Raw genomic sequence first — 18,464 nt, 5'->3', positions numbered from 1 at the left:
TACCTTTTCAATGCAGCCGAGCATGGCTCGGCTCTACAATAGGGAGTCTTCTTCTCTCCCGGACCGTCCCATGAAACTGCCTGCCGCGTGGCTGTGCTGCCTGTTGCTGACCTCGCCGGCCTGGGCCGCGGACACCGTGGTCACCGGCAAGGTCTATCTGGAGCGCGACGGCAAGCCAGGCCGAGGTGCCACCGATCCGGGCCTGGCCGGGGTGCAGGTCTCCAATGGCGAGACCATCGTCAAGACCGCCGCCGATGGCAGCTACAGCCTTCCGGTGCGTGACGGCCAGACCGTGTTCGTGATCAAGCCGGACGCCTACGCCTTCCCGAAGGCGACCGATGGCCTGCCGTCGTTCTGGCGCCACTACCGCCCGAAGGGTTCGCCGGCACTGAAGTACGGCGGCATCGCCGCGACCAGCGACGTCACCCGCAACTGGGATTTCGCGCTGCATCCGGACCGCCATGACAGTCGCCGTGGATTCCAGATGCTGGTGTTCACCGATTCGCAGACGGCCAGCCTGAAGGACATCGGCTACTACCAGCAGTCGATCGTGGCGCCACTGGTTGGCCAGACCAGGGCGCGCCTGGGTACAACCCTGGGTGACATCGTCAACGACGACCTGACCCTGTACCCGGCGATCAACAAGGTCACCACGTCGCTGGGCGTGCCGTGGTTCCATGTGCCGGGCAACCACGACCTCGACTTCGATGCAGCCAGCGACGACCATTCGCTGGACAGCTGGCGCAACATCTATGGCCCGGACACCTACGCGGTGGAAGAGGGCGGCGCCAGCTTCGTATTCCTCGACGACGTGGTGTACGACCCCAGGGCCAGGCCGAAGTATGTCGGCGGCCTGCGCGAAGACCAGTTCGCTTTCCTCGCCAGCTATCTGAAGGGCCTGCACAAGGACCGCCTGCTGGTGCTGGGCATGCACATCCCGCTGTTCGACGCCGCGCCGGGGCGCGAGACCTTCCGCCACGCCGATCGCCAGCGCCTGTTCGACCTGTTGAAGGACTTCCGCAACGTGCTGGTGCTCAGCGGCCACAGCCATACCCAGCAGCACGTCTACCATGGCAAGGCCGACGGCTGGAAGGGCGACAAGCCGCTGCACGAGTACAACGTCGGTGCCAACTGCGGCGCGTTCTGGTCGGGCGTGAAGAATGCCGCCGGTGTGCCGGACAGCACCATGAGCGATGGCACGCCGAAGGGCTATGCGCTGCTGGATGTGGCCGGCAACGGCAGCTACACGCTGCACTACCGGGTGGCGGGCAAGCCGGCCAGCGAACAGATCGGCCTGCATGCACCGAAGGTGCTGCGCCAGGGTGCCTACCCGGCGTGGGGCATCTATGCCAACGTCTACATGGGCGAGGACGCCAGCGTGGTCGAGTACCGCGTCGACGGCGGCGCCTGGCAGCCGATGAAGCAGGTCAGTCAGCCCGACCCGCGCCTGATGGTGGAAAACGTGGCCGACGATATGGCAAACAGCCTGCGTGGCTACGATCGATCGCCGGAGGCCACCGCATCGCCTCACCTGTGGCGTGGCGCGCTGCCGACCGATCTGGCGGTGGGCAGCCACAAGGTTGAAGTACGCTCCACCCAGCCCGATGGCGCAGTGTTCACTGCCACCACCAGCTACAGCCTGCAGACTGCCCAGCCCTGACACGCCGCAAGGCCTCTCCAGCGAAAGGACCCCGCATGGATATCCGCTTCATGGCCGGCACCACGCCGGTGACCCTCAGTCGCCACTGGTTCACCGGCGCGATGCTGCTGCAGAGCGCCACCGAGAAGGTCTGGGTGCAGCACCCGCTGCATCCGGGCACCCACTTCTCGTTCTCGCTGGTACAGTCGTGGCTGTGCCACATTGCTGGCCATGAAGTGCTGGTGGAACGCACCCGGCCGCTGCTGTTCGCCGGCTTCCGCCCGCAGCGCCTGCGCGTGCTGGTGGACGGCGTGCAGGTGGCCGAACAGGAAGGCATGTAGGCCAACCTGAACCACCGGCGTGCTAGGCAAAGCCGCCCTGATGCCTGAGAATCGGGGCGATTCGATCGATCCAAGCAGGCCAGCGTGACCATCGCAGCAGCGTCCCCGGTTTCCTCCGACTCCGCCCGCGGCGGTCTTCCGCGCCATCTGGTCGTCGCCGATGTCGGCGGCACCTTCGCCCGTTTGGCGTTGGCTGAAACGCAACCCGGCCAGGCGCCGCTGCTGGGCAGCCATCGCACCTACGCCTGCGCCGAGCATCCCAGCCTGGCGGCGATCCTTGCTGATTTCACCGCTGGCCTCAGCCAGCCGGTGCAGACTGCCGTGGTGGCCATCGCCGGCCTGCTCGATGGCGATGTGCTGATCAATTCCAACCTGCCGTGGACCGTATCGCTGTCGGCCACCCGCGCGCAGTCCGGGCTGCGCGAGCTGCAGCTGATCAATGATTTCGAGGCGGTGGCACTGGCCATCCCGTACCTGCAGCGCGAGACGTTGGTGCCATTGAACGGCGACGCCGATCCGGCGCAGGCGTTCCCGGCGCTGGTGCTGGGCGCGGGCACCGGCCTGGGCGCCGCGCTGCGTTTCGCCGATGGCGAGCGCCCGGTGCTGGCCAGTGAGATCGGCCATGCCGCGCTTGCCGCCGGCAACGCGCTGGAACTGCAGGTGCTGGGCAAGCTGCTTCAGCGCTGGGCGCACGTGGACAACGAGCGCGTGCTTTCCGGCAGCGGCCTGATGAACCTGTATCCGTGCCTGTGCGAACTGCGTGGCGTCACCCCGGTGTGGTCCAGCACCGAGGCGCTGATCGGCGCCGCCCGCAGCGGCGAGGATGCGCTGGCGGTGGAGACGCTGCAGGTGTTCTGCGCCTGGCTGGGCAGCCTGGCCGGCGACGCAGCGATCGCCGTCGGTGCACGCTCGGTGTACCTGGCCGGAGGCATTTCCGCGCATGTGCAGGATTTCCTGGCCGATGGCCGCTTCCGTGAGCGCTTCCTCAACAAGGGCGTGCTGACCGAGGTGCTGCGCCAGGTGCCGGTATGGCGCGTGGAGCACGGCCAGCTGGGCGTACTCGGTGCAGCGGTCTGGCACGCCGCACGACAGCCCGCGCACGACTGATCGCTGCGACCGGCATAGGGCCGGCCGCACATTGCAGACTGGGAGGGGAAGATGGTGGATCGCAGGCAGTTCCTGCAGGCCGGCGCACTGGCCGCAGGCATGGCAGCATTACCGGGCGTACTCGCGCGCGCGCAGGGTGGAGCCAAGGTGGTTTCGACCTGGGACTTCGGAGTGCCGGCCAACCAGGCTGCGTGGAAAGTACTGACGCAAGGTGGCAGCGCGCTGGATGCGGTCGAAGCCGGTGCACGCTGGGCCGAGAGCGAACTGTGCAACCCCACCGTCGGTTATTGCGGCAACCCGGATCGCGACGGCGTGCTGAGCCTGGATGCCAGCATCATGGATGGTGATGGCCGCTGTGGCGCGGTGGCCGCGCTGGTCGACATCCTGCATCCGGTCTCGGTGGCCCGCAAAGTGATGGAGAACAGCCCGCATGTGCTGCTGGTGGGCGAGGGCGCACAGCAGTTTGCCGTGCAGCAGGGTTTCGAACGCCAGCGCCTGCTGACGCCGCAGGCCGAAGCGGCCTGGCGCGAGTGGCTGAAGACCGAGAAGTACCAGCCGCAGATCAACGCCGAGCGCCGTGGCATCCCCGGCAACAGCGACAACCACGACACCATCGGCATGCTGGCGCTGGATGCCAAGGGCCATCTGGCCGGTGCCTGCACCACCAGCGGCATGGCCTGGAAGCTGCACGGCCGGGTCGGCGACAGCCCGATCATCGGTGCCGGCCTGTATGTCGACAACGAAGTGGGAGCGGCCACCGCCTCGGGCGTAGGTGAGGAGATGATCCGCAACGCCGCTTCGTTCCTGGTGGTCGAGCTGATGCGCCAGGGGCGCTCGCCGGCGCAGGCCTGTCGCGAGGCGATCGACCGCGTGGTGCGCAAGCGCCCGGAAGCGAGCAGAACGCTGCAGGTGTGCTTCCTGGCCATGAACAAGCAGGGCGAGGTGGGCGCGTACGCGTTGCACCGCGGTTTCGTCTACGCGGTGTGTGATGCGCAGCGCCAGGACGACCTGCGCGATTCGCCGTCGATCTACACGAGCACGCAGGCGTGAGCAAGCTGCGCACCCTGGAGATCGCCAGCAACTCGCTGGCCTCGGCGCTGGCCGCCCAGGCCGGCGGCGCCGACCGCATCGAGCTGTTCGACAACCTGGCCGAGGGTGGCACCACGCCGTCGTTTGCCAGCATCGCCATCGCCCGCGAACGCCTGTCGATTCCGCTGTTCGTGCTGGTGCGCCCGCGTCCGGGTGATTTCCACTACGACGCGCTGGAAACCGAACTGATGCTGCGTGACATCGCGCAGTGCCGTGCCCTCGGCTGCGATGGCGTTGTGATCGGCGCACTGGATGTGCAGGGCGACATCGACCTGCCGCTGTGCCGCGAACTGGTGCAGGCCGCCGGGCCGTTGCAGGTGACCTTCCACCGCGCCTTCGATGCCGCCCGCGACCTGCCTGCCGCACTGGAGCAGGTGATCGGGCTGGGATGCCAACGGGTATTGACCTCGGGGGGCCAGGCAAGCGCCGAGGCCGGTGCCGAGGTGCTGGCGGGCCTGGTTACCCAGGCGGCGGGGCGCATCACGGTGATGGCTGGTGCCGGACTGGGCCCGGCCAACATTGCCACGGTCGCGCGGAAGAGTGGCTGCAGCGAACTGCACGCCTCGGCCAAGGGCCTACGGCGCTCGGCCATGCAGTTCCAGAACCCGGCGCTGCGCGGCCTGGACCCGGACTGGAGCCAGACCGCCACCGCCACCGTGGCTGCACTGCGTCAGGCGCTGGACGGCTGATTGCAGGCGCGGGGTCGGATCCCTTCGCAGAAGGGCTCCGACCCCGACCGCGCACGCAATTGGGTCAGAGCCCTTCTGCGAAGGGATCTGACCCCTGCAGCAGGCTTGCCGCGGACAGAACCGTTCCGCGCGTGATTGTCGCAATCGTGTCACGCATTCCTGCGCTGCTCTCTCAGCGATAGTCCGCAACCCATTGATTGCTCTCGATACCGGTAGCCAATAACGGCACGCCGTCGCCGGTTTGTGCGTTGCGGCATGCTGCGCATAGTTCAGCTGTGCTTTAGTTTGGATCGATCCACAGGGGAGGGCGCCGGGTCGGTCTTGAACCGATCCAGGTGCCCGGATCAGCCGTAGTGCCGCGCCACCACCCGTCCGTGCGTCCACACTTTCGAAGAGCAACCACCCATGGCTCAGATCGTCCGCAAGCGCCGTCACCTGCTGTCCCAGGCCTTGGTCCTGGCCCTGCTTCCCCTGGCTGCCAATGCGCAGGAAGCCTCAAGCTCGTCCACCAAGGATCTCGACGCGGTCACCGTCACCGGCTCGCGCATCAAGCGCGCCAGCGTCGAAGGCCCTGCACCGGTCAACGTGATCACCGCTGCGCAGATCCAGAAGGAAGGCTTCGTCAGCGTGTATGACGCACTTAAGACGCTGACCGAAGCGACCGGCACTGTCGAAGCCGCTTCGCAATGGGGCTCGCATACGCCCAATGCCAGTGGCCTGAACCTGCGCGGCATGGGCCCGAACCGCTCGCTGCTGCTGGTGAATGGTCGTCGTGTGGCCGACTACCCGCTGCCGTACGGCGGCGAGACCAACTTCTCCAACTACGGCAACATTCCGGCTGCTGCGGTGGAACGCATCGAAGTACTGACCGGAGGCGCCTCGGCCATCTACGGTTCCGATGCGATTGCCGGTGTGGTCAACGTCATCCTGAAGACGAACTACGACGGTGATGAAGTGCGCGTACGCGGCGGCACGTCGACCGAAGGCGGCCGTGATACCTGGGATCTGTCCTGGGCCGGCGGCAAGACCGGTGACAACTGGAGCGTGACCTACGCGCTGCAGTACACCAAGCGCGATCCGTTGTTCGGCCGTGACCGCCCGCAGATGGACGACGCAGACGATGCGCCGTACCCATCCTGGAACATGGAACAGCGCAAGGTCGGCTTCCGTCCCGCTGCCGGCCTGGCGCTGATTGATCCGAGCAACGGCCAGCGCCTGGCGCCACCGGCCGGCACCTGCGAGAAGTTCAACGGCGAGTACTACACCGCCGACCGGCTGGTCTACAACTACGCCGCCAACACCATCACCAATACCGGCCGCCTGTGCGGCATGAGCGCCGACTACGCCAACTGGCTGCTGACCGGCGGTGCCGAGAACGTGTCCGGCAACCTGTATGCCACCTTCGATTTCAGCAACGACCTGCAGGCCTGGACCAACCTGGCGGTGTACCGCTCGGAGGCGATATGGGGCACCAATCCGCCCGGCGTGTCGCTGATCGACGATGACAACGGCTACTACTGGGATGCCAACCGCAACCGCCCGATCCTCGGCGTGCGCCAGTTCACGCCAAACGAGGTGGGCGGCCTCGATACGCTGCGCAACACCAATCGCGAACTGTCCTGGGACTGGAGTGCCGGCCTGCGCGGGCGCCTCGCCGACCGTTTCGACTGGAGCGCAACGGTAGGGCGTTCGTACTACCGTGTGGAAGAGCGGCAGAACGTGGTCGACAAGCAGAAGTCGTACGACTACTTCCTCGGCCCGAAGCTGGGCACCACTGCCGATGGCGAGGCGATCTACGCGTTGAACGAATCGCGCTGGTGGAATCCGCTGACGCCGGACCAGTACTGGCAGATGGGTACGGTGGCGAAGAACCGCGCGACCTCCTGGGTCAACCAGGCGTCGGCGGACATCACCGGCGAACTGTTCCAGGGCTGGGCCGGCCCCATCTCGTTCGCAGCCGTGGCTGAAGTCGCGCAGCAGGGCTATCACCTCAGTCCTGACCCACGCGCCGGCATCGACTTCGATCTGCAGAATGTCGACCGTGGTGGTGGCGAGCGCACGCGCTATTCGGCCGGCGTCGAGTTCAAGATCCCGCTGCTGGAGAGCGTGACCGCCACCGCGGCCGCGCGCTATGACCGTTATGGCAACTACAAGGCCGACGACAGCAGCGAAGCGCTGAACATCGGCAGCCAGAAGGAAACCACCTGGAATGTCGGCCTGGAATGGCGCCCGGTGGAATCGCTGCTGGTGCGTGGCTCGTATGCCACCAGCTTCCATGCGCCGGACATGCACTACCTGCTGGGCCAGCCGAGCAGCTCCGAAGTGCAGACCTATGACCGCCTGCGCTGCATCCAGAGCGGCGCCTATCTGGTCAACAACTGCGGCGTCGGCAACACCGATGTCTGGTACACGTTCGATGTGAACCGCCGTGGCACGCCGCTGCTGCGCTCGGAAACCGGTGATTCGTGGACGGTCGGCTTCGTCTGGGACGTGCTGCCGAACCTGTCGGTCAGCGCCGACTACTGGGCGATCAAGCTGGAAGACATGATCGTCGACGTTGGCGCCGACGAGGTGCTGGCCAGCGAAGCGGGCTGCCTGACCGGCAAGAACATGGACGGTACGCCGTGGGCCAATCCGGCCGGTGGCGAGTACTGCGCCGGCATCCTGGCCCGCGTGAACCGTGACAGCAACGGGCGCCTGGTATCGATCGAGCGCGGTCCGTTCAACCTGGCCAGCCGCGAGGTGCGTGGCATCGACCTGACCGCACGCTATCGCCTGGACACCGCGCAGTGGGGCAGCTTCCAGCTGGGCCTGAACTACACCAACCAGATCTCCACCAAGGAACAGCGCTACGCCAACGACCCGAATCCGGAGCGGCGCGATCGTGACCTGCGCAGCAAGCTGCGCGCGAGCCTGGCCTGGCAGCGTGGCAACTGGAACGCCAATGTCTACGCAGACCGCGTCGGCTCGGTGCCGGGCGTGCGCTACCACTGGGGTACCGACCGCCTGGACAATCCCGGCGGCTGCCTGCCGTTCGCCGATGGCTACGTGCCCAGCGACAGCCCGTCGCTGAACTGCCTGGAGCCGGCGACGCGTCCGGATGGCTCGCCCAACCCGAATCCCAATGCCGGGCAGCAGACCGCACGGTACTTCGGCCGGGTCGGGCCGTTCATCACCTGGAACTTCAACGTGGGCTACCAGGTGACCGAACACGCGAAGGTGAACGTGTACGTCAACAACGCGTTCAACTCGGCCAGCTGGAACCACAAGGATCCGTACAAGCTGGACTACGACTTCGCCCCGACCCGCCTGCTGGGTGCGGTGGGCCGTGAGTTCGCGCTGGAGTACGTGTTCACCTTCTGAGGCGGGTTGCAGGCGGTAGGCCGGACATGGCCCGGCGCTACCGGTCGGTCCCGGGGTAGCTGGATTTGACCTTCCCACAATGGCAAGGTTTAGCCTGTCCGCATCCAGAAGGAACCCCGGGAATCCGATCATGAGTACGCCTCGCGCCACTGCAGTCCCCGCCAGCCCCTCCACCATCAGCCTTCCCATCGAGGGCATGACCTGTGCCAGCTGTGTCGGCCGGGTCGAGGCAGCGCTGTCCAAGGTCGAGGGCGTCGGCAGTGTCTCTGTGAACCTCGCCACCGAGCGCGCGGACATCCGGCCCTCCGGTCCGGTTGATCGCGCGGCGCTGATCCAGGCGGTTGAGCGTGTGGGCTACGACGTACCCGCCGCGACCGTTGAACTGGCGGTGGAGGGCATGACCTGCGCATCCTGCGTTGGTCGCGTGGAGCGCGCGCTGCGGGCGGTGCCCGGGGTCAGCCAGGCCAGCGTGAACCTGGCCACCGAGCGTGCCACCGTACGCGGCGTGGCGGGCGTGGACGCGCTGGTGGCTGCCATCGACAAGGTCGGCTACGCCGCCCGCCCGATCGAGGCCGGTGTGCAGTCCGATGATGAAGCCGCTGAAAAGAAGGATGCCGAGCGCGCCGAACTGAAGCGCGACCTGATCGTGGCGTCCGCGCTGGCGCTGCCGGTGTTCGTGCTGGAGATGGGTTCGCACCTGATTCCCGGCATGCACCAATGGGTGATGGCCAACATCGGCATGCAGACCAGCTGGCATCTGCAGTTCGCACTGACCCTCCTGGTGCTGGCCATCCCCGGTCGCCGTTTCTACCAGAAGGGATTCCCGGCGCTGCTGCGGCTTGCGCCGGACATGAATTCGCTGGTGGCGGTGGGCACCGCCGCAGCGTTCGGTTATTCGGTGGTGGCGACCTTTGCACCGCGGCTGTTGCCGCCGGGCACGGTGAACGTCTACTACGAAGCGGCAGCGGTGATCGTTGCGCTGATCCTGCTCGGCCGCTTCCTCGAAGCCCGGGCCAAGGGCCGCACCTCCGAAGCGATCAAGCGCCTGGTCAACCTGCAGGCCAAGGTCGCCCACGTGATCCGTGACGGCCGCGCAGTCGATATCCCGGTCAATGAAGTGCAGAGCGGCGACGTGGTGGAAGTGCGGCCGGGCGAGCGCGTGCCGGTCGACGGCGAGGTGGTTGAAGGCCGCAGCTACATCGATGAATCGATGATCAGCGGCGAGCCGATTCCGGTCGAGAAGCAGCCGGGCAGCGGCGTGGTGGGCGGTACGGTCAACCAGAAGGGCGCACTGACGGTACGTGCCACGGCGGTGGGCGCGCAGACCATGCTGGCGCAGATCATCCGCATGGTCGAACAGGCGCAGGGCTCGAAGCTGCCGATCCAGGCGGTGGTCGACAAGGTCACGTTGTGGTTCGTGCCGGCGGTGATGCTGGCTGCGCTGGCGACCTTCCTGGTCTGGTTGATCTTCGGCCCGTCACCGGCACTGAGCTTCGCGCTGGTCAATGCGGTGGCGGTGCTGATCATTGCCTGCCCGTGTGCGATGGGGCTGGCAACGCCGACCTCGATCATGGTCGGCACCGGCCGCGGCGCGGAGATGGGCGTGCTGTTCCGCAAGGGCGAGGCGCTGCAGCTGTTGAAGGATGCGCAGGTGGTGGCGGTGGACAAGACCGGCACGCTGACCGAAGGCCGCCCGCGCTTGACCGATCTGGAGATCGCCGACGGGTTTGATCACGGTACGGTGCTGGCAGCGGTGGCGGCAGTGGAGTCGCGCTCGGAGCATCCGATAGCCCGCGCCATCGTCGACGCGGCTGCCGAGCAGGGCATCGCGCTGCCGGCGATGGCCGATTTCGAATCGGTCACCGGCATGGGCGTGCGTGCCAGTGTTGATGGCGCGCGCGTGGAGGTTGGTGCTGATCGATTCATGCGTGAGCTCGGCGTCGACATCGGCCCGTTCGCTGAACTGGTCAGCCAGCTTGGAACGCAGGGCAGGTCGCCGCTGTATGCCGCCATCGACGGCCGCCTGGCCGCGATCATCGCGGTGTCCGATCCGATCAAGCCGAGCACGCCGGCCGCGATCGCGGCGCTGCACCGGCTTGGCCTGAAGGTGGCGATGATCACCGGCGACAATGCCGGCACCGCGCAGGCGATCGCGCGGCAGCTGGGCATCGATGAGGTGGTGGCCGAGGTGCTGCCGGAAGGCAAGGTTGAAGCAGTGCGCCGGCTGAAGGCCGCGCATGGTCATGTCGCGTTCGTCGGCGATGGCATCAACGATGCGCCGGCGTTGGCCGAGGCCGATGTTGGTCTGGCCATCGGCACCGGTACCGATATCGCGGTGGAATCGGCCGACGTGGTGCTGATGTCAGGCAACCTGCAGGGCGTGCCGAATGCCATCGCGCTGTCGAAGGCGACGCTGGGCAACATCCGCCAGAACCTGTTCTGGGCCTTCGCCTACAACACCGCGTTGATCCCGGTGGCGGCCGGCGTGCTGTACCCCGCCTGGGGCGTGCTGCTGTCGCCGGTGTTCGCGGCCGGTGCGATGGCCCTCTCCAGCGTGTTCGTGCTGGCCAACGCGCTGCGCCTGCGCCGCTTCCAGCCGCCGATGGCGGATGCCCCCGCTGCGAGCCACTGAAGGAGAACCGTATGAATATCGGTGAAGCCGCCAAGGCCTCCAGCGTGTCGGCGAAGATGATCCGCTACTACGAACAGATTGGTCTGATTCCTGCGGCCGATCGCACCGAGTCCGGCTACCGGGCATATTCGCAGGCGGACATCCACCGCCTGCGCTTCATCCGACGCGCGCGTGATCTCGGGTTCCAGGTGGCCGAGATCGCCGATCTGCTCGGCCTCTGGAACGACACCTCACGCCACAGTGCCGACGTGAAGCATCTGGCTGAGCAGCACATCGCCGACCTGGAACAACGCATCGAGCACATGCGGCAGATGGCCGACACGCTGAAGTCGTTGATCAGCTGTTGTGCGGGGGATGAGCGCCCGGAGTGCCCGATCCTGCAGCGGCTGGGCGAGGACGACGAAATGCAGTTGCCGGTTGATGCACCGAAGACCGGCGCGGTGCGTCGGCGCGCGCACAAGCACTGAGACGCTGCCATGCGCATGAAAAAGCCCGCCCGATGCGGTTGCACCGGGCGGGCTTCGTTGTGGATGCGACGCTGCGGATCACGCGGTGCGCGGCGGGAACCCGGCGTCGTTCACCGCGGCGAAGACCTGCTCCTGCGATGCGGTGGTCTGCACCTTGACCAGGCCGGTCGGCGGGTCGGCCACAACGCTGGCGTTGGGATCGATCTGCTGGATCGCACGGGTCACACTGCGTGCGCAGCCGCCGCAGGTCATGCCGTCGACATGGAATTCCATCTGTAGCTCCTTCGGTGCTCTTGGGTGGAGCCAGTGTGCACCTTCCAACGATGGCAGGGTCAAGCGCCGGACTGAACGCCGGGCATATCGGAGCCAATGAAAACGGCAGCCACCTGTACCAGCGCGGCTGCCGTGGAGGAATGGCCCCGCACGGAGCGGGGCGGGGCCATGCCGGGCAGGACCCGGCACGCCCGGTCGGGCCTTAGAACTTCCAGGTGGCGCCGAAGTACAGCTGGCGGCCTGCATAGGTGTTGGAGATCAGGCGGGCCTTGGTGTCATTGCCCAGGTGCACGCGCTGCTCGGACTTGGTGGCATTGATCACCGAGGCGGTCAGCGTCCAGTCCGGGGTCAGGTTGTAGGCCACGTTCAGATCCAGCTGGTCATACGGCTCGGTGTAGACCGTCATGCCGTTCTGCAGGCCCCCCACAACTTCGCCGCGACGGTTGAACGAGGCACGCGCAAGGAACTTGTCGTTCTCGTAGAACACCGTGACGTTGGCCTGGTTCTTGGCGCTGCCGACCAGCGGCGAAGAGCCGATGTTCTGTCCGTCAATCACGATCGATGCCAGGTTGGTGTCATTGTAGGTGTAGTTGGCCTGCACGCCGAAGCCGGAATCGAAGGTGTACTGGCCATACAGTTCCACGCCCTGCGAAACACCATCCTGGCCATTGGCCTTGGTCTTGTAGTTCTGCACGGTCACCACTTCGCCGCCGACAGTCATCTGCGTGTCGCGCACGACCGGCACGGTGAAATTGCTCACGTCCTTGCGGAACAGGCCGACACCGGCCACGGCGCCCGGCTGGAAGTACCATTCCAGGCCCAGGTCGTACTGCGTGGCCTTGAACGGCTGCAGCTGCTTGTTGCTGCCTTCGCCGGCCCAACCCGGGTTCGGCGCACCGCCGGCGACGCGACGATCGTCGACGTATTCGGCGCTGTAGAAGCTCAGAGCGCCCGGGGTGGCGATATCGGTGTAGCCCGGACGGGCGATGACCTTTGACACGGCGCCGCGCAGCACCAGGGTGTCAGTGATGTCCCAGGCGATGTTGAAGCTCGGCAGGATATCGGTATACGTGCGGTCGACGCCGATCAGTTCATGGGTCTTGCTCTGCGCCAGATCATACGGCAGTCGCACGAAGCCACTCTCGCAGCCATAGCCCGGGTAGGCCGCAGCAGCCGGGTCGGTGCACGCCATCGGCGCGCCGGACGCGTTGTCCAGGAAGTAATCGTTGAACTTCTCGATCGAGTCGGAGGACTGCGCGAACTGCTTGGTGCGTACTACGCGCACGCCGACGTTGCCGCGCAGACGCTCGGTGCGGAAGTTGGCCTGGAAATAGCCCGAGTAGATCTTTTCGTTGACGTTGTAGACGAAGTCTTCCTCGGTACGGTTGTGCGAACCGCCGTAGGTCTTGTTCAGGTAGTCGATGTAGGCCGGGTAGTTGATGCCCGGGAACACATTCGCATTGAAACCGCCGGCGATGTTGCTGATCGGATTGGACAGGAAGAAGCCGGGCTGCGCGTCGCCGGCAGTCGGGTCGCAACCCGCTTGGTAACGGCCGTCCTTGTAGTCGGCCGGATCACGGCCCTGGCAGGTCCAGTAGGTGTTACCGGTATTGCGGTGGACCTTGCCGTCGCGGTACTTGGCACCAAACTGGATCGAGTCCAGCCAGCCCGATTCAAACAGCTTGGTGACGTCGGCCTGGAAGTAGTTCTGCTTGACCTCGGTGCGCTTCCACGACGAATCGGTCGAACCGGTGTCGACTTCGGCGATGCCGTTCATCAGCTGCTGCTGCAGGTCGGGCGAGAAGGTGGCCGAGGGCGTGCCGGTGAGGTCCCAGGCGCTGTACTGGTTGCCCGACAGGTAATCGCTGCCGACCTTGCGGCGCGGCTTGGCCGACATCCGGAAGTTCATCGACGGGCCACCTTCGGACCAGGTGCGGCCGCCGGTGAACGAGGCCTTCCACAGCGGGCTGATATCCCATTCGATGGTCAGGTCAGCGGTCTGCGATAGTGCCTTTTCCTTGCTGTAGCCGCCAGTCAGCTGCGGCGTCGGAACCGTGCAGTCGTCCGGGCCCCAGCCACCGGGCTTGAGTCCGGCGGCCTTGGCCTGGTCTTCGCTGCAGTAGTAGGTCTTTCCGGCCAGCTTTTCGAACTGTGCACCGGTGACGGTGTTGCCGCTGGGGTCGAAGTCCAACCCATTGAGCAGGCGTCCGCCCGCCCAGTTTCCATCGCCGTTGAAACGAGCCATGCTCCATTCCGGAATCTTCAGCATGTTCTGGGTGTAGTCACCCTGCAGCTCGAAGCGGAAGTAGTTGGCCGTCATCGTGACGTTGTCGACTGGCTTGAACTGGAACGTCAGCTGGCCGCCCTTGCGCTCGCGCTTTTCTTCCTTCACCGCGAAGTTGGCCGAGGTCGGCATGAAGAAATCGCTGTAGTTGCCGCCGGTCTGGTTGTTGAATCCGGACTTGCCCCACCAGTAGTGGATGCCATCCTGCGACTGCACGTTGCCATAGGCATCGCGCGCCTTGCCGGCGCCATACCACTGGTAGTCCTCGGTGCTGGCTTCCATGGTGCGGGTGGTGCGCTTCTGCTGCGTCACGCCGACCAGCACGCCGAAACGCTCATCCTTGCTGTGCCAGGAGTACAGGGCCGAGGCCTGCGGATCGATATCGTGATGGGTGTCGGAAGACGTGCCCTCGAGCGTGACGAAGCCCGAGTTGGATTCCATGTCCAGCGGACGACGGGTATGCAGGATGACCGTGCCACCGATGCCGCCTTCGTCGATGCGTGCTTCCGGCGACTTGAACAGCTCGGCGCTGGACAGCATGTTCGACGGCAGCAGGGTGTAGTTGAACGAACGGGTGGCCTCGTCGTTGGTTTCCGAGGTGGCGACGTAGTTGCCGTTCAACTGGGTCAGGGTCAGGTCCGGGGCCAGGCCGCGCACACTGACGGTCTTGCCTTCGCCGCCACTGCGGGTGATGACCACGCCGGGCACGCGCTGCAGTGCGTCGGCCACGTTCTTGTCGGGGAACTTGCCGACGTCCTCGGCGGTGATCACTTCGACCACGGCATTGGCGTCGCGCTTCTGCTCAAGGCTCTTTTCAATGGCGTAGCGGTAGCCGGTGACCTGGACGCTGTCCAGGTTGGTGGCTTCCTGCGAGCCGGTGGTGGTTGCCTGCTGCGCGGCGGCGCCGGCCGGAACGACGGCGGCGGCCAGGGCCAGCGCGATGGCCAGCGACAATGCATCCTGGCCATGCTTACGTGTTGAATGCTTCATTCCCATCTCTCCCTCTCTCCTGGATTGATCCGGTGACGTGGCACGGACAACTTGAATCGATCTAATTTGAAGTGACATTGTCGCTATCGCCATGCAGTGGCAGTAGCACCGTGCGCGTGGCCTGGTACGTCCTGTTGCTGCTCCCCCAACTCCCGGCCATCGCAATGTCGTCTTGGATCGATCTAAGCGATGGGCGGGCGTTTTTTAGCATGGGTCGCCCGCGGACGCATGCTGCTGCGCAATATGGTACTGGCGTGGCGAGGGGATGACGGTTTGCTGAAAACAGTGGAAACGTTTTCGTGCGCAGGGGAGGGTGGGTCGGCAGGGCTGCGCCCTGCACCTGCAGAAGCCTTCAAGCCAGAGCAACGTCAAAGGCAACAGCCGGCTCTGGGGTGTCTGCTGGTTGGGCGGGGCGGTGTGGGCTTGCAGGACACGCCGTAAACCCTTCCATGGGGGCTCGATGGCGCCATCCATGGCGCCAACGGTCCTGCCAGCCCACACCGCCCCGCCTTCGCCAGTCTCCCGGTGACGGATGGATGGGTCTTCGAGACGGCATGGGGTAACGGCATGGGGTCAGATCCGTTTTCCTTTGGAAAACGGATCTGACCCCGATTGATTTCGTTATCTGTCAGAGGTTCATCCACGCGTGGCGTGGATCGGTTGCAGATCGCGGAAATCTGTCGAAGGCGGGGTGGGTCCGGTTGCGGGGGTGTCCGCGGCATGGATGCCGCGGCCAAGCCCCCAGGGACGGGTTTACGGCGTCCCCCGCAACCGGACCCACCCCGACTCCCCACAGGAAACCGGCTTCTGCTGTTGCTGTTGCTCCAGCTCGTAGCAGGTGCAGGGCGCAGCCCTGCCGAACACCCCTTTCATGCTGCGCCGCAGAATGCATTCGGCTGAACCTGCATGCTCTACTTGAATCGATCTAAATTCACGGTCGAATGGGTCGGGCGTCATTCCAGGGGGAGCTCTCTGCCGGTCACGGCGGGGCTCAGCGGAACGGTGCCGGACGGCCCCGGCCGTCTGCCTCCGCATCATCGACTACAGGAACCCGACATGCGTCCAGTGCCGTCCGCTCCCGCCGTCCCATCGACCTCGCGCCCGCTGGCGCGCCTGGCCTGCCTGCTGGCGCTTTCGGCCATGCCGATGCTGCTGCAGGCTGCGCCGGCAGCGCTGGAGCGCGAGGTCAACACCTTCATCGGCAGCAAGGACGACGGCAATACCTTCCCGGGCGCGTCGGCACCGTTTGGCCTGATCCAGGTCAGCCCGATCGGCAGCCACTATTCCGGCTGGCGCTACGACGACGAGAAGATCCGCGGGTTCGGCCACTCGTTCATCTCCGGCGCCGGTTGCTGGGAGCAGGGCGGGCAGGTGTCCATCCTGCCGGTCACCGGCAGCATCGGCCCCGGTGGCGATTTCGATACCGGCAACGCCAAGCAGTTCGACCACAAGGCCTACGCATCGAACTACACCCATGACGGCGAGATCGGCCAGGCCGGCTACTACAAGGTGCGGCTGACCAGCTACGGCGGCATCGACGCCGAGGCCACCGCGCGTACGCGCGCCGCCGCCGAGCGCTACACCTTCAGCCAGCGCAGCGGCGATGGCCACGTGCTGGTCAATGTCGGACAGGCCAACGAGCGCCATTCGGTCATCGGCAGCGTGGTCGACGTGGTCGGTGACCGCGTGGTGGAAGGCAAGCTGGTCACCAAGAGCTTCTGTGGCGGCCACCAGTACACCACCTGGTTCCGCATCGAGTTCGACCGTCCGTTCAAGGCGCATGGCACCTGGGGCGAGGGCGGTGGCCTGCCCGGTGCGCGTCACAGCATGGAAGGCGAGCAGAAGCCGAATGGCGCCTGGCTCAGCTTCGATCTGGCCAAGGGCCAGTCGGTGACGGCGGTCAGCGCGATCTCGCACGTGGATGCCGAAGGCGCGCGCACCAACCTGCGCGCCGAGGGCATGCAGGGTGGGGCGCTGCTCGGTTTCGACCGCATGCGTGCCCTGTCGCAGCAGTCCTGGCGCGAGCAGCTGGGCCGGGTGCGCGTGCAGGGCGGCAACGCCGACGACCGCGCCGTGTTCTACAGCGCGGTCTACCACGCACTGCTGCAGCCGATGACCGGCAACGATGCTGATGGCCGCTATCGCGGCTACGACGATCGCATCCATCGCGCCGATGGTTGGACCTACTACGAGTACTTCTCGCTGTGGGATACCTACCGCGCGCAGAACCAGTGGCTGGCGCTGACCCGCCCGGACGTGGCGCGCGATATCGGCCGGACCCTGCTGGCGATTGACGAACAGGGCGGTTGGCTGCCGCGCTGGGGCTATGCCAACTTCGAGACCAACATCATGACCGGTGATCCGGTTACCCCGTTCATGGTCGACCTGTGGCGCTTCGGTGCGCTCAAGGGCAGTGAATCGCAGGCCTGGGATGCGCTGCGCCGCAACGCCTTCGGCACGCCGCCGTTGAACTCGCGCATGGCCGGCCGCTCCGGCAACCCCACCTACCTGGACAAGGGTTACGTGGTCTACGACCGTGCGTTCCCATCCAAGGGCATGGACGTCGATCCGCACCACGGTGGCTCGGCGACGCTCGAATATGCGCTGGCCGACTGCGCGCTCTCGCAGATGGCCGATGGCCTGGGTCACGCGCAGGACGCGGCGACGCTGCGTGAGCGCGGCCGCAACTGGCGCAAGGTGTGGGACCCGCAGGTGCGCGATGCCGAGACCGGCTTCACCGGTTTCCCGCGCCCGCGTACCGAGGACGGCCAGTGGTACACCCCGGCCGATGGTCACTACAGCCCGCGTTCGCACCATGGCTTCCATGAGGGCACCGCGTGGCAGTACCAGTGGCTGGCGCAGCAGGACGTGCCAGGCCTGGTCGAAGCGATGGATGGCCGCGAGCAGGCCGGTCGCCGCCTCGATGCGTTCTTCGCGATGGATGCGCTGCAGGCCGACCCGCTCAACGCTGCCCGCAAGGAGTGGGTGGTCGGGCCGTACAGCTACTACAACCAGTTCCGCTACAACCCGAACAACGAACCGGACCTGCACTCGCCGTGGCTGTACACGCTGATCGGCCAGCCATGGAAGACCGCTGCCGTGGTGCGTGCCGCGCAGCAGCTGTTCACCAACGCCCCGAACGGCGTGACCGGCAACGACGACCTCGGCACGATGTCGGCCTGGTACCTGTTCAGCGCCATCGGCGTGTACCCGGCGGTGCCGGGCAGCGGCCAGTTCCTGCTGCACACCCCGCGTTTCAGCAGGGTGGAAGTGGACATGGGCAATGGCCGCACCCTGCGCATCGACGCGCCGGGCGCCGATGGCCGCCGCCTGCAGTACGTGCAGGGCGTGCAGGTCGATGGCCAGGCACATGCAGCGGTGTGGCTGGACTGGAGCCGCCTGCAGCAGGGCCCGCGCGTGCGCTTTGCGCTGGATGCGAAGGTGCCGGAGCAGGGCTGGGGCACGGCGGTGAAGGACCTGCCGGTATCCTGGTGCGCGGCACCGGGCAGCCAGCTGCGCTGAGCCGGACTGTGCCGTTCGCGGTGACCCAGCGAACGGCACGGCACGACACGGCCCTGATCCATTAGGCT

11 protein-coding genes are annotated in these 18,464 nt (G+C 66.2%); 9 read left to right on the top strand and 2 right to left on the bottom strand.

The window, feature by feature from the left end; genetic code table 11:
• Positions 1–70 precede the first annotated feature (70 nt).
• From AASM09_RS12795 to cueR, 8 genes are all read left to right on the top strand, one after another.
• Entirely contained in the window at positions 71–1,660 is a 1,590-nt protein-coding gene (locus AASM09_RS12795) for a calcineurin-like phosphoesterase C-terminal domain-containing protein (RefSeq protein WP_049427544.1), read from the top strand.
• Between the two features lie 35 nt (positions 1,661–1,695).
• The gene (locus tag AASM09_RS12790; RefSeq protein ID WP_049427546.1) at positions 1,696–1,980 is read left to right on the top strand and encodes a hypothetical protein; all 285 of its coding nucleotides are present in this window, start codon (positions 1,696–1,698) and stop codon (positions 1,978–1,980) included.
• A gap of 84 nt (positions 1,981–2,064) precedes the next feature.
• Positions 2,065–3,087 (top strand): glucokinase, encoded by a 1,023-nt coding sequence (locus AASM09_RS12785; protein ID WP_049427549.1) that lies wholly within the window; start codon positions 2,065–2,067, stop codon positions 3,085–3,087.
• A 51-nt stretch (positions 3,088–3,138) separates the two neighbouring features.
• Positions 3,139–4,137, top strand: a complete 999-nt coding sequence (locus tag AASM09_RS12780) for a N(4)-(beta-N-acetylglucosaminyl)-L-asparaginase (RefSeq protein WP_049427551.1) — start codon at positions 3,139–3,141, stop codon at positions 4,135–4,137.
• Positions 4,134–4,865 (top strand): copper homeostasis protein CutC, encoded by a 732-nt coding sequence (locus AASM09_RS12775; protein ID WP_049427552.1) that lies wholly within the window; start codon positions 4,134–4,136, stop codon positions 4,863–4,865. The genes AASM09_RS12780 and AASM09_RS12775 overlap by 4 nt, the downstream gene beginning before the upstream one ends.
• Positions 4,866–5,270: 405 nt before the next feature.
• Positions 5,271–8,228 (top strand): TonB-dependent receptor plug domain-containing protein, encoded by a 2,958-nt coding sequence (locus tag AASM09_RS12770; RefSeq protein WP_049427555.1) that lies wholly within the window; start codon positions 5,271–5,273, stop codon positions 8,226–8,228.
• A 130-nt stretch (positions 8,229–8,358) separates the two neighbouring features.
• The gene (locus AASM09_RS12765) at positions 8,359–10,860 is read left to right on the top strand and encodes a heavy metal translocating P-type ATPase (RefSeq protein WP_049427557.1); all 2,502 of its coding nucleotides are present in this window, start codon (positions 8,359–8,361) and stop codon (positions 10,858–10,860) included.
• A gap of 11 nt (positions 10,861–10,871) precedes the next feature.
• The gene (cueR, locus tag AASM09_RS12760) at positions 10,872–11,327 is read left to right on the top strand and encodes a Cu(I)-responsive transcriptional regulator (RefSeq protein WP_049427559.1); all 456 of its coding nucleotides are present in this window, start codon (positions 10,872–10,874) and stop codon (positions 11,325–11,327) included.
• 78 nt (positions 11,328–11,405) lie between these two features.
• Here cueR and AASM09_RS12755 read toward each other — a convergent pair whose 3' ends face one another.
• A complete protein-coding gene (locus AASM09_RS12755; protein WP_008267227.1) occupies positions 11,406–11,600 on the bottom strand; it encodes a heavy-metal-associated domain-containing protein in 195 nt (64 codons plus the stop codon).
• A gap of 202 nt (positions 11,601–11,802) precedes the next feature.
• Positions 11,803–14,880: a TonB-dependent receptor gene (locus tag AASM09_RS12750; protein ID WP_049427561.1), complete on the bottom strand. Its 3,078-nt coding sequence runs from the start codon at positions 14,878–14,880 to the stop codon at positions 11,803–11,805.
• A 1,050-nt stretch (positions 14,881–15,930) separates the two neighbouring features.
• Between AASM09_RS12750 and AASM09_RS12745 the strand changes: the two genes are divergently transcribed.
• Positions 15,931–18,396, top strand: coding sequence for a GH92 family glycosyl hydrolase (locus tag AASM09_RS12745; protein ID WP_049426748.1), 2,466 nt, complete (start codon positions 15,931–15,933; stop codon positions 18,394–18,396).
• Positions 18,397–18,464 lie beyond the last annotated feature (68 nt).

The sequence above is a fragment of the Stenotrophomonas maltophilia genome (assembly GCF_039555535.1).
Lineage (GTDB): Bacteria > Pseudomonadota > Gammaproteobacteria > Xanthomonadales > Xanthomonadaceae > Stenotrophomonas > Stenotrophomonas maltophilia_Q.
Note: the sequence above shows the minus strand (reverse complement) of the source record. Positions and strands in the feature narration are given on the sequence as shown.

Excerpts from the sequence above, each read along its gene's own strand:
- AASM09_RS12755 (WP_008267227.1), bottom strand. The coding sequence starts at position 11,600 with ATGGAATTCCATGTCGACGGCATGACCTGCGGCGGCTGCGCACGCAGT.
- AASM09_RS12765 (WP_049427557.1), top strand. The coding sequence starts at position 8,359 with ATGAGTACGCCTCGCGCCACTGCAGTCCCCGCCAGCCCCTCCACCATC.
- AASM09_RS12770 (WP_049427555.1), top strand. The coding sequence starts at position 5,271 with ATGGCTCAGATCGTCCGCAAGCGCCGTCACCTGCTGTCCCAGGCCTTG.
- AASM09_RS12795 (WP_049427544.1), top strand. The coding sequence starts at position 71 with ATGAAACTGCCTGCCGCGTGGCTGTGCTGCCTGTTGCTGACCTCGCCG.
- AASM09_RS12790 (WP_049427546.1), top strand. The coding sequence starts at position 1,696 with ATGGATATCCGCTTCATGGCCGGCACCACGCCGGTGACCCTCAGTCGC.
- cueR (WP_049427559.1), top strand. The coding sequence starts at position 10,872 with ATGAATATCGGTGAAGCCGCCAAGGCCTCCAGCGTGTCGGCGAAGATG.
- AASM09_RS12780 (WP_049427551.1), top strand. The coding sequence starts at position 3,139 with ATGGTGGATCGCAGGCAGTTCCTGCAGGCCGGCGCACTGGCCGCAGGC.
- AASM09_RS12745 (WP_049426748.1), top strand. The coding sequence starts at position 15,931 with ATGCGTCCAGTGCCGTCCGCTCCCGCCGTCCCATCGACCTCGCGCCCG.
- AASM09_RS12750 (WP_049427561.1), bottom strand. The coding sequence starts at position 14,880 with ATGGGAATGAAGCATTCAACACGTAAGCATGGCCAGGATGCATTGTCG.